The sequence below is a fragment of the Thermanaerothrix sp. genome, from assembly GCF_056331585.1.
Genome location: NZ_JBWGPQ010000002.1, coordinates 62,394 through 74,669 on the forward strand (window position 1 = coordinate 62,394; position 12,276 = coordinate 74,669).

7 protein-coding genes are annotated in these 12,276 nt (G+C 52.9%); 5 read left to right on the plus strand and 2 right to left on the minus strand.

What is annotated here, in order from left to right; genetic code table 11:
* The first annotated feature begins 234 nt into the window (after window positions 1–234).
* Genes AC01YT_RS01265 through AC01YT_RS01285 form a run of 5 tightly spaced genes read left to right on the plus strand, consistent with a single transcriptional unit; the run spans window position 235 to window position 4,465 of the window.
* Complete coding sequence (locus AC01YT_RS01265) at window positions 235–993, plus strand: lipoate--protein ligase family protein (RefSeq protein ID WP_476672349.1); 759 nt, start codon at window positions 235–237, stop codon at window positions 991–993.
* Window positions 990–2,009: a phosphate/phosphite/phosphonate ABC transporter substrate-binding protein gene (locus tag AC01YT_RS01270; RefSeq protein ID WP_476672351.1), complete on the plus strand. Its 1,020-nt coding sequence runs from the start codon at window positions 990–992 to the stop codon at window positions 2,007–2,009. Before AC01YT_RS01265 ends, AC01YT_RS01270 begins: the two co-directional genes overlap by 4 nt.
* A 47-nt stretch (window positions 2,010–2,056) precedes the next feature.
* On the plus strand, window positions 2,057–2,758 hold the full coding sequence (locus AC01YT_RS01275; RefSeq protein WP_476672352.1) for a SanA/YdcF family protein: 702 nt from the start codon (window positions 2,057–2,059) through the stop codon (window positions 2,756–2,758).
* Window positions 2,755–3,336: an HDIG domain-containing metalloprotein gene (locus AC01YT_RS01280; RefSeq protein ID WP_476672354.1), complete on the plus strand. Its 582-nt coding sequence runs from the start codon at window positions 2,755–2,757 to the stop codon at window positions 3,334–3,336. The genes AC01YT_RS01275 and AC01YT_RS01280 overlap by 4 nt, the downstream gene beginning before the upstream one ends.
* A gap of 31 nt (window positions 3,337–3,367) precedes the next feature.
* A complete protein-coding gene (locus AC01YT_RS01285; protein ID WP_476672355.1) occupies window positions 3,368–4,465 on the plus strand; it encodes a nuclear transport factor 2 family protein in 1,098 nt (365 codons plus the stop codon).
* Between the two features lie 76 nt (window positions 4,466–4,541).
* On the opposite strand, the gene rpoC is transcribed toward AC01YT_RS01285, so the two are convergent.
* Both rpoC and AC01YT_RS01295 read right to left on the minus strand, forming a co-directional pair.
* On the minus strand, window positions 4,542–8,768 hold the full coding sequence (gene rpoC / locus AC01YT_RS01290; protein WP_476672357.1) for a DNA-directed RNA polymerase subunit beta': 4,227 nt from the start codon (window positions 8,766–8,768) through the stop codon (window positions 4,542–4,544).
* Window positions 8,769–8,966: 198 nt separating this feature from the next.
* Window positions 8,967–12,272: an ATP-binding protein gene (locus tag AC01YT_RS01295; RefSeq protein WP_476672359.1), complete on the minus strand. Its 3,306-nt coding sequence runs from the start codon at window positions 12,270–12,272 to the stop codon at window positions 8,967–8,969.
* Between the last annotated feature and the right edge of the window lie 4 nt (window positions 12,273–12,276).

Sequence of the window (12,276 nt, forward strand, 5' to 3'; positions counted from 1 at the left end):
ATACCACAGTCCTAAAATTGTTGACAAGCCTTTTCTTAAACCCCCTGCCTCGATGAACTATAAGGAAAACTCGCATTAAACCTATTTACAATCTTCATTATAGCATAAGCGGTAAAGCCGCCCCCGTGCCTGTCTAAACTTTGGTTTTCTCCGCTTTTCTGGTTTATAATTTGGGTCACGATGCGGCAAACCTGGCGACTCATCTGCTCTTCGCCCGCTCCGGGGGCTTGGAATATGGCTCTGGATGAAGCCATATTGGAAGCCGTGGTCCAATGGCAATCTCCTCCCACCCTGCGGTTATACGCCTGGGATCCCCCTTGCCTTTCTCTGGGTTATGCGCAAAGTTTCAGTGATGTGGACATTGAAGCCCTTGAAGCGCTTGGGTGGGACATAGTTCGTCGCCCCACCGGGGGACGAGCCATCCTTCACACTGACGAACTTACCTATGCTGTCATCGCTCCCCATGATCACCCGATTGTCAGCGGAAGCGTAATTGAATCATACCGCCGCGTTGCCGCTGCCCTGGTCAAAGCCTTGCATGATTTGGGACTCCCGGCGCGCGCCGACCGCGAATATGGACAAATCGAAGCCAACGGTGCAGTGTGCTTCGAGGTTCCTTCGAATTACGAGATCACTGTAGATGGCAAGAAGATTATCGGCAGTGCTCAGGCACGCCGCCTGCAAGGTGTCCTCCAACACGGCTCATTCCCATTATATGGTGACCTGACCCGCATCGTACACGTGCTTCGCTATGATGATCCTCAACAGCGCGCCAGAGATGCCGAGCGCCTTCTAGAACACGCCACCACAGCCGAAAGAGTATTGGGATATCCACTGGCCTGGGAAACGGCGGCCGAGGCTTTTGCCCGCGCCTTCGCCGAAACGTTTGACTTGGATCTCCGGGAAGGTTTCCCTTCCCCTATCGAAATGCAGCGTGCCGAGGCCTTGGTACGCGAAAAATACGCTAATCCATCATGGACTCAGCACCGATGAAGCGTAAACTATTCTTCGCTTTAGGGGTGTTTTTTGGGTTAGTAATACAGACATCCTGCACTTCCACCGACACGCTTACCCCTGTAACCCACACCCCAACTCCAACCCTTACCCCTACCCCCCAACCCCTGGGACATCCCGAAAACCCCTTGGTTATCGGCTTCGTCATCGAAAATCCCCTCGCCCCAGAAAACCAATCCGCAGCCCAAGGCTTGAGCATGGCTTTGAGCGAGCGAGCGAAAATTAGTGTAAATGCTCGCCTCTTCGCGTCTTACTCCGCTCTCATGACATCTCTGGAAAGCGGAGCGATCCAAGCCGCCTTCTTACCTCCAATAACTTATATCTACGCGCATGACAAAGGCCTCGCCGAAGTTGCGTTATTGGCCAATCATTTCGGCGTTTATTTTTATGGCAGCATGTTCTTGGCCAATGCCGAGAGCAACTTCGTTCGTTACTTTGACCCCATGACAAATCGCAGCACCGCCCCGGCCGAAACTGCACTTTTTCAATTAGCCGGGACACGTCCCTGCTGGGTTGAAAACACGTCTATTGCAGGGTATTTGCTCCCAGCCGCGCTATTAAAACAATTTGATATCGAAACCTTACCCGCGGTTATTGCCCAAACCCCCAGCGCAGTTGTTCGTGCTCTTTACATCAAAGGAATCTGCGATTTCGGTGCTACCTTTGCCATTTCTGGTGATCCGCGTACGGCATCTACGGTATTAAGAGACCTGCCAGACGCAGAACAGCGGGTGGTTATTCTCTGGCAGACTGAGCCCATCATCCCGAACCTGAATGTCTCTTTTCACCCGCGGGTGCCAGAAGCGGTGCGCCAGGCGCTTGTGTCAGCACTAATGGATGCCATCAATGATAGCGATTTGAATGCCTTGATCTCTCAACTCAATCAGGGCTACACATTGCAGGCTTTCAAGCGGGTGGATGACTCGGTTTATGACCCACTGCGCGAAGTGCTCTCGGCGCTTTCACCGGACTTAGAAACCTTGCTGGGGCGATGAACAAGCCTGATCCTTACCAAGTTGCCCCTCATGGTAGAATTTTCCGCATGAAGACTTTGAAGAATCTGTTCACCATCTCAACCGTCATTGGCAGTGGCGCAATTCTTTTGCTCGGGATTTCCAATCTCACCGCCTGGCTCTATGCTAAACCACGCACATTTGCCCTCCATGAGAGCCCAACGGCCCCTGTGGCGATCGTGTTTGGTGCTGGCCTGTCTCGTGATGGCAGCCCTTCCCCCGTATTGCGTGATCGCGTGGCAACCGCGGCGCAATTATATTTTGAAGGTAAGGTCAGCAAGTTGCTCATGAGCGGAGATAACCGCTTCATCAACTATAACGAACCGGGTGCCATGCGCGATTACGCCCTTCAGTTGGGCGTTCCCGATGCCGACATTGTGTTGGATTATGCCGGACGGCGTACTTACGACACCTGTTATCGTGCCCGCTATATTTTTGGTGTCCAACAAGCCGTGCTGGTGACTCAGGCATTCCATCTTCCACGCGCACTCATCACTTGCAACCTACTCGGTGTTAATGCCTGGGGGGTGCCAGCAGATCAGCGCGCCTACCATCCGATCGCTTATCGTTACTGGCGTTTGCGTGAAATCCCGGCTACCTTTATGGCGCTCATAGATGTTCTTATTCGGCGACCGGTGCCAGTATTGGGAGAACCCGAGCCTATATTCCCTGAACCACACGGGGCATACCCGTTGAACCTTCAAAATCACCAAGGAGGTATAGAAGCATGAATCGCGATGAGGCGCTTGCCATTGTTACCGAATACGTAAAGAACGAGAATCTCATTCACCACATGCTGGCAGTTGAAGCGGCAATGCGCTTCTACGCCGAGAAATTGGGACAAGACACAGAATTATGGGGCATAACTGGCTTGCTCCATGACTTTGATTGGGAAATTCACCCCACTCTGGAAGAACATCCCCAAGCCGGTGCACCCATTTTGCGCGCGCGAGGTGTTCCAGAAGATATTGTGCGCGCTATCCTAAGCCACGCCGATCACACTGGTGTTCCGCGTGTCACATTGATGGAAAAAGCCCTCTACGCCTGCGACGAAATCACAGGATTGATCACTGCCGTGGCTTTAGTTCGCCCCTCACGTTCGCTTTATGACCTCACCGCTGCCTCAGTCAAAAAGAAATGGAAAGAGCGCTCTTTTGCAGCGGGTGCCAATCGTGAGGAAATCGCCCGTGCTGCGGAAGAATTCGGGGTTGAACTGTGGGAACACGTGGAAAATGTGATCATTGCCATGCGCCGTATTGCACCCGAGATTGGACTGGCAGGGAACTTGCAACCTTCTTCCCAGGTTTGAGTCTCAATTTACATAGGGAAGAGGGAGTAACATGACGCTCCAAGGAAAGGGTTTTTTTATCTGGAAAGTCCGCGATTGTGAAGGTGGCGATCCTCAAGCCATTGCAAACCTCGCTCAATCCTCTGGCTATACGCATATCTTGATCAAGGTTGCCGACGGGCCATATGCTTATAATATCAACACCTCGACCGGCGCCGATCTGGTGCCCCCGGTTTTGCAAGCCTTGCGTGCCCGAGGTATCAGAGTCTGGGGGTGGCATTATGTATACGGTTCCAACCCAGTGGGAGAAGCTAATATCGCGATTCAGCGCATTCAAACCTTGGGCTTAGAAGGCTACGTGATTGACGCTGAGGCCGAGTTCAAGCAGCCCGGACGAGAAACCGCCGCCCGCACCTTGATGAGCCGCCTACGTAGCACGTTTCCCAATCTTCCCTTTGCCCTCAGTTCCTATCGCTTCCCTTCTTACCACCGCTCCTTCCCCTGGCAAGCCTTTCTGGAATATTGTGACTACAACATGCCTCAGGTTTATTGGGAACAGGCGCATAACCCAGATGCCCAACTCCGGCGTTGTGTGAGCGAATTTCAGGCTTTATCCCCGGTTCGTCCCATCATTCCCACTGGACCGGCCTATAAAGTTAACGGCTGGGCACCAACTCCCGCTGATATCGTTACATTCCTGGATACTGCCCGAGCGCTTAATCTAAGTGCAGCCAATTTCTTCTCGTGGGATGAGTGCCGTCGTGATCTCCCCACCATATGGAACACTATAGCCACCTATATATGGAACATTCAACCCCCTCCACCCGATATTACCCAACAATTCATCACCGCCTTAAACAGCGGTAATCCAGACAGCGTGGTGGCCTTATACCATCCGGACGCAGTGCATATCACGGCAGCTCGCACTATCCAGGGACGAGAGGCTATCCGTGCCTGGTACACGACGCTGTTACGCCAACTATTACCCCAAGCGACTTTTACTTTAACCAGCGTTAGCGGTAGCGGTAACTCGCGACATTTCACCTGGACTGCCCAATCCAGTCTGGGTAACGTGCGCGACGGCAGCGATACGCTGGGCACCTTTGATGGAAAGATCGCTTACCATTATTCATCCTTCAAAATTTCATGACCCCTTAATGACAAGAAAAAAGCAGATGGCTTTTTAACCACCTGCTTTTATTTCATCTCTCTGCGCGAGCATCCACTTAGTCGCCGGTGATATTGGCCATAGAGACGCTCTTGGAGAAGATTCCATCCGCCTTAAAGCGATCAGGATGGAAACCTGTGCCAGCCGGGATGAGTTTACCGATGATCACGTTCTCTTTCAAGCCGTAAAGCGGGTCCACCGCGCCCGCAATGGCTGCTCCGGCTAATACTTTGATCGTGTGCTGGAAGGAGGCCGCTGAGAGGAACGAATCGGTGCTCAATGAGGCTTTGGTGATCCCTAAGAGCACCTCAACGTAGCGAGCGGGTTGCTTACCCTCAGCGATCAACTGCTCGTTGACGCGGCGGATTTCCAGCCGATCCACCAAATCCATTGGCAGGTAGGGCGAATCTCCCGGCCGGATGACCTGAACGCGTCCCATCATCTTGCGGATGATCACTTCAAAGTGTTTATCATTAATGTTCTGCCCTTGCGCACGGTAAACTTTCTGGATTTCCGAGAGCAGATACATCTGGCAGGCTTCACGCCCTTTCACCCGTAGGATCATATGCGGATTAAGTGAGCCCTCGGTCAAAGGTTGGCCCGCCTCAACATGGTCCCCATCACGAATGAGCAGGCGCGCCGTGCTGGGGATTTCATATTCCTCAGCCTCTTTCTGTTCGTAAGAGACAATCACGCGCCGCCCTTCTAAGCGCACCCGACCGCTGTGTTGAGCCGTGATTACCGCCTCACCCTGGGTTGCAATTGAATCACCGATTTTCACTTCACCCTCATCGGTGACGTTTATCTCCCAACCCTCAGGCACGTCGTACTCGTCGCTGACCATTTCAGAGTGCTCAACGCGCACTACGCGTTGGTCAGAGTAACGATCAGATTGAATGATCTTTGCTGTACCAGAAATACGTGCCATGACCGCTTCACCCTTGGGCTGGCGGCGAGCCTCAAAAAGTTCTTCCACGCGCGGCAGACCGGTCGTGATGTCACCACCCGCAGCTACACCACCGGTGTGGAAAGTGCGCAGGGTCAACTGCGTACCCGGCTCACCAATGGACTGGGCTGCCACAATTCCTACCGCCGCGCCCAACTCGACCATCTTGCCCCGACCCAGGTCCATACCGTAACAATGGGCACAGACCCCGTGCACCAACTCACAGGTGAGCGGCGAGCGCACCTTAACCTCATCAATACCAGCGGCCAAAATCTTACGGATCAAATCATGATCCAACATCTGATTGCGTTCTGCCAATACTTCACCGGTCAAAGGATGCACCACGCGTGCTGCGGTCAGACGGCCATATAAGCGGCTCGCCATAGATTGCCCTGCCACATCATCTGACTTGCGGATCCAAATACCTTCCTGGGTGCCGCAGTCCACCTCATTGACAATGATATCCTGGGCTACATCCACCAAGCGGCGGGTTAGATAACCCGCATCTGCGGTACGCAAGGCGGTATCCGCCAAACCCTTGCGGGCGCCGTGGGTGGAGATGAAGTACTCCAACGCGGTCAAACCTTCGCGGAAGTTGGACTGAATTGGCAAGCGAATAATGCGTCCCGCTGGATCCGCCATCAATCCGCGCATACCAGCTAACTGCGAGATCGGCCCAAAGCCACCTTTGGTGGCGCCACTGTTAGCCATAATAGCCAGGTTGCCGTTTGGATCCATTACGCGGCGCACCGCCTCGGCCACCTCTTTGGTGGTTTGCTGCCAAATTTCAATTTCACGCTCATTGCGTTCCTGTTCGGTGAGCAAGCCGCGGCGGAAAGCACGCTGCACTTCATCCACACGCTGGTGAGCCTTGGCCAGGATCTCCCGCTTTTCCGGCGGCATGGTGATATCCTCTACCGCCAGCGTCGCACCCGAACGCATCGCGTATTCGAAGCCAATGTCCTTAATGCGGTCAGCAACTACTGTGGTAACCTCTTCGCCGCAGAGTTCATAGACTTGGGCGATGAGATCTTTTACCCCGCCTTTATCTAGCGCTTCATTGACAAACTGCACCTCTTCAGGAAGAATACGATTGAACAATGCACGCCCAACTGTGGTTTCAATGAGGGCCTGCCGTGGCGCTGATAGGCGATTGCCCTGATCATCGTACCAAGTTTTGACTCGTAGACGGATTTTCGTGTGAACTTCAACCTGCTCGAGGTGATAGGCCAACTCCACCTCATCCAAATCAGCAAAGATCCGTCCATCCCCGCGATGGGATTTATTATCTTCCATGGTAAGGTAATAAACCCCGAGCACCATATCCTTGGACGGGCTGATGATCGGCTCGCCATCCGCTGGCTTGAGCAGGTTCTTGGAAGACAGCATCAAGTTGCGCGCTTCCCAGACGGCTTTTTCGGAAAGCGGCACATGAACAGCCATCTGGTCACCGTCGAAGTCAGCGTTGAAGGCGGTGGTAACCAGGGGGTGAAGTTGAATCGCGCTACCTTCAATCAATACCGGTTCAAACGCCTGAATACCTAAACGGTGCAGAGTCGGCGCACGGTTGAGCAATACCGGGCGCTCCTTAATAACCTCTTCCAAGACTTCCCAAACCTCAGGGCGATTGCGCTCAATTAAACGGCGCGCGCCTTTGACATTAGCGGCATAATTATGCTGTACCAGACGCGCAATGACAAAGGGGCGGAATAGTTCCAGCGCCATGGTCTTGGGCAAACCACACTGATAAAGTTTCAGGGTTGGCCCAACGACAATCACAGAGCGACCCGAGTAGTCCACACGCTTACCCAGCAAGTTGCGGCGGAAACGCCCCTTCTTACCCTTAAGCATATCACTTAGGGATTTGAGTTCGCGGCGTCCCCGGCGCGAAAGAGCTTTGCCGCGCTGTGAGTTATCAATGAGGGAATCCACCGCCTCCTGTAGCATACGTTTCTCATTACGCACAATCACGTCTGGCGCACCCAATTCGAGCAAACGTTTGAGGCGGTTATTGCGGTTAATAACTCGCCGATAGAGATCGTTGAGATCCGACGTGGCAAAACGCCCACCATCCAATTGCACCATAGGGCGCAAATCAGGCGGGATGACCGGCAAGACCTGCAAGATCATCCACTCGGGACGGTTGCCCGATCGGCGAAATGCCTCAACCACTTTGAGGCGCGTGGTAGCCTTCTTGCGCTTCTGCTTGCTCTTGGAGGTACGCACCTCATGCCATAGGTCTTCGGCCAGTTTGTCCAGGTCTAAACGACGCAAAATATCATAGAAGGCTTCCGCACCCATGTCGGCACGGAACACCTGCCCCCAACGCGATTTCAACTCGCGATAGCGGCTTTCGGTCAGGAAGGTAAAGGGGCGCAGTTCCTGCAATTCATCCCGCTGGCGCGCGCTACTGCTCTGCGCCGCCACCGACTGATCCTCGAGTTCGCTTCGCAAGGCTTCCATTTCCATCTCAGCCTGCGCTCGAATCTCTTCGATCTGCATCTTAATTTGTTCGAGTTCACGCTGGAATTGCTCGCGGAATTCGTTCTCCAATTCTTCCAGGTGCTCTTTAACCACCCGCTGCACCCGCCCAATATGCTGTGGGGTGATCGTCTCCCCGGCAGCGGCGATTTCGACATTCGCCGAAGAAAAGACCACCGGAACGCGCACCACCGTCCCTACTTTCTCCTGCAGCATTCGTTCCAGGGACTGCCCTTCCTGGATCACTGGCTCTAAGCGGGATGCAATTTGCTCATCGCGACGGGCTTCCATTTCAGCCCGCTGCTGATTCAACTCGGCGATGCGGCGATCGCGTGCTTGTTTGACTTCAAGAATACGTTTATTAAGTTCAGCCGCTTTTTGGCGCTCGGATACAGTGATTTCATCTTCCATGCGCTTGAGCACCTTCTGGCGTGCTTCTTCATCCACGTAGGTGACAATATACTGGGCAAAATAAAGCACACGATCCAGGTTACGGCGCGAGATATCCAATAGCAAGCCAAGGTAAGAAGGCACACGCCGCGTATACCAGATATGAGCCACCGGGGAGGCTAATTCAATATGCCCCATGCGTTCACGGCGCACCGAAGACCGCGTGACTTCTACCCCACACTTGTCGCAAACAATGCCTTTATAACGTGGATTTTTATACTTACCGCAGTAGCATTGATAATCCTTGGTTGGGCCAAAGATGGCCTCGCAAAAGAGCCCATCTTTTTCGGGGCGCAGCCGACGATAGTTAATCGTTTCAGGTTTGAGGACTTCGCCATACGACCAGGACCGAATCGTCTCCGGAGAGGCCAGGCTGATTCGAAGGGCAATCAGGCTTTTCGTTTCCACAAATACGCCTCCTCTAGCAAATAACCTTTTTGACGTTAAACAAGATACACGCGTGAGACTCACAGTCTCATGCGTTTAAGTTCGCCTGAGCATTAAACATTAGCATGCATGCAAAATCAAATTATAACACGAAAAACGTTCTTTGTATCCCCTCTGGCGAAATTTTAAGGTTTTAGAGAAACCAATTTCCTATGTTTATTATACCAAAGATTCGCTTTTTTCAGGGTCAAGAGGCAATTCAACATAGAAAACACTTCCCTTACCAAGTTGGCTTTCTACCCATATCCGCCCATGGTGACGCTCAACAATAGATTTGACAATGGCTAAGCCTAACCCCGTGCCGCGTTGCTCATATGCCTCGCGCCGCCCACTGCGGTAGAATTTCTCAAACAAGCGTGGAAGATCCAGCGGGGCAATACCAATCCCATTATCGCGCACCGCAAACGTGATATAGCCATTGTTATACGTCGTTATCACACTTACTTCACCCTGAAGTCGTGTGTATTTAACAGCATTATCCACCAGATTAAACAATGCCTGCTTCAGCAGGTCGGGATCAGCCCGTAGCATTAACCCCTCAGGAAGATGAAACTCCCGCTGTATCTCAATGTTCTTTTGAGCCGCCTGGGGTTGCAGTTGAGCGATAACCTGACCAACGATTTCAGCCGGTTCAAGGGGTTCAAGTTTTAAGTCCACGCCCGCTTCAATCCGCCCTAGGTCAAGCAAATTATTCACCAAGCGGGTCATGGATTCGATACCGTTGATCATTTTCTGCAGATAACCCCGCTGCTGCTCGTTGAGATCACCGATCATTTGCAACATCGTGGCATAACCTCGAATAAGAGTCAGCGGCGAACGTAAATCGTGACTTACTGTCGCCACAAATTCGGACTTCAGCGCATCCAGTTGCTTGTAGTGCGTGATATCCTGCAACACGCACACCTTGCCAATGGGCCGCTCTTCACCCCACACGGCTGCAACACTGGCATGGTAAACCCGGCCATCAGGAAGCGCAATTTCTCGCGCCTGGAAATGCGCTCCGGGCCTCAACGATAAAAGATCAAGCAGTGCAGGAACACTGATCACCTCACGCAATGGGCGACCCGGTGCAACCTGACTAAACAATCCCTGCACCTGGAGCGCCGCCGGGTTTAAGAGCAGTAGCTCATCCTGATCATCAAACACCAGCACCGGTTCAGGTACTGAGGTCAGGACGGCCTCAAGACGTTTACGTCCAACTTCGGCGGTGGCATACAAACGCGCATTGGCCGCGGCTACCGCAATATATCCCGCTAACGTTTCTAAAAAGCGCAATTCTTCATCAGAGAACGCCCGCGGCTGATCGTATCCTACCCAAAACACACCGTAATAGGTGTTCTCATAGCGAAGGGCAAGGGCAACCAGCGCTGCTGGGTAGGGACGGTCGCGCACAACCTCTTGTAGGTGCCGGGCACGACTGACATTGGCAACCGTGAACAGATTCTGTTGTCGAAGCCAATCAAAGAGCACCTCATCCAGGTAACCAAATGTCTCTGAAAGCTTCCCTTTCGCTACTTTGACCTCGCCCCCACCGGCAAAATCCAGTTTTACCTCAGGCACCAACATCACCCGTGCCGCAACCACATGCTCCCCAAGGGTAACTTCAAGTGCGGGGGCAATTGCAGCTTCAATATCTAAGTTGGTCGCCACCGCTTGACTAACTTGCAAAAGTTTGTTCAATTCTTCAAGGCGTGCTTTGAGGCTCACCCGCATCTGCTCAAAAGCGTGCCCTAACCGTCCAACTTCATCTACCCCCTCTACATTGACAACAGATTCCAAGTGGCCCTGCGCAATTCGGGTTGCTTGAGAAGCCAAAAGAGAAAGTGAAGCGGCTAGGGTGCGTGAACTTAAATTAGCCAGCAGAATCAGCAAGGCTGCAAAGACCGCTAATGAGATCAAAGTGGGCGCTGCAATTTGAAGTGCCACCTCTTGCACACGTTGTGCCGGTAGAACGAGGATCACACTCCACGCTTTGCCCACCGCCGGTTGGTAGAAGGCAAATTGGCGTGTACCCAGCGGCGAAAGGCCTTCAAAGAACCGCGGTGCATCTCCAAGCCCAATCGCGCCATATGGCTCGCCAAGAAGTGCTCCCTGGCTGGGATTGGCTTGATACAACACTATCCCGTTCTCATCCAGGATAAACCCATCCCCACCTTGAGCCAGAATGCTTTGTAATGCGGCCAGGGCGGGTTGGGTAAATGGATTGGTATCAAAGTCAGTGCGACCTAATAAAACACCCTCTACCTTTCCCCCTTCTTGAATGGTTGCCACAAAAACCACCTGCATGGAACGCTTTTCTCCCACCGGAAGAATTGAATACACTTGAATCGGCACACCTTTGAGGGCCAACCTAATTCCCTGGTTTTCTTGGTCAGAAAGTGGGGTTGTCTTTATATCCACCTCAGGATAGGCTGCAACCAGCTCACCAGCAGAGTTGAATAGCATCAATTGGTTAAAGTAAGGTACCGCACGTAATTGTTGTGCCAATCGGTCCCGCATAACCTCCGGTGGTTGAACCAATAGGCTGGGTTCCGCCAGACGTGTGATTAGGCTCTGACCGCTCTCCAAAAAATACGGCAATCCCTCAGCCGCCACCTGAGCCGCCGCACTTAAACGTTCACGGAGCATCTCGCGCGCAGCGTTCCCCGCCGCCATCCAATGGCTTACCGTCATCACTATCACCAAGAGCATGATCAAAGGCAAGGTAATGACTAAAATCTTCTTAGCTAGACTGGACTCCCAGGGGGCAGATACAAGAATTGTGCTCCGCCGCCAACCCAGGCCAGGAAGCATTGACACCATCGTAGCCATTATGCTAGCCAAAATCAATTCAAAATAACGCACCAACCCCGGTAACCAGGCCTGGGATAAAGCAAAATCAAGTCGTGCCGCCAAACCCCCAGGGGTGGCAAAGAAAGCGCCCAAAATCAAAATTGGAGCATAAGCCAACCCCACCCCAAGAGCCGCCACCCAAGGTCGTCGCAACCAAGCCCAGAGCCGTCCGTGATATGCCTGAGATACCGTAAACCCATACAGCATACCCAGCCCACTTATTAACAATGGGGTAAAAAGCTCATGAGTCACCCACAACCCCATAAACATACCGCTCTCCAACGCAATCCAGGCGGCCCAGAACGGCCCTAGCCATCCCGATGCCAAAACCCAGGGGATGGCCGCTAAGGGCAAAAATAACGGTAAAGGAGACTCACCAGGAAGGTAGGGCAAGGGCTGTAAGGTCTCCCCTACCAGACGTAAGCCCACTCCCAGGGTAACCAATGGCGATAAAAGCACCAACCCAGCCAATAAATGCCATCGTTGACGGGCTACTTCTAAGGCGTCGGGGGCAAAACACCGGATTCCCCACCCCCAAACGAGCAATAAAAGCCCCCACCCTACCCAACCCAACCACTGGGCAGGTAGAGAAATTGAGGGCTCCTGGAGAAACGGCCAGACCCATTCCATCATACGA

What these genes read in the sequence shown, in the direction of transcription:
- AC01YT_RS01265 (WP_476672349.1), top strand. Translation starts at nt 235, where the DNA reads ATGGCTCTGGATGAAGCCATATTGGAAGCCGTGGTCCAATGGCAATCT.
- AC01YT_RS01270 (WP_476672351.1), top strand. Translation starts at nt 990, where the DNA reads ATGAAGCGTAAACTATTCTTCGCTTTAGGGGTGTTTTTTGGGTTAGTA.
- AC01YT_RS01275 (WP_476672352.1), top strand. Translation starts at nt 2,057, where the DNA reads ATGAAGACTTTGAAGAATCTGTTCACCATCTCAACCGTCATTGGCAGT.
- AC01YT_RS01280 (WP_476672354.1), top strand. Translation starts at nt 2,755, where the DNA reads ATGAATCGCGATGAGGCGCTTGCCATTGTTACCGAATACGTAAAGAAC.
- AC01YT_RS01285 (WP_476672355.1), top strand. Translation starts at nt 3,368, where the DNA reads ATGACGCTCCAAGGAAAGGGTTTTTTTATCTGGAAAGTCCGCGATTGT.
- AC01YT_RS01295 (WP_476672359.1), bottom strand. Translation starts at nt 12,272, where the DNA reads ATGATGGAATGGGTCTGGCCGTTTCTCCAGGAGCCCTCAATTTCTCTA.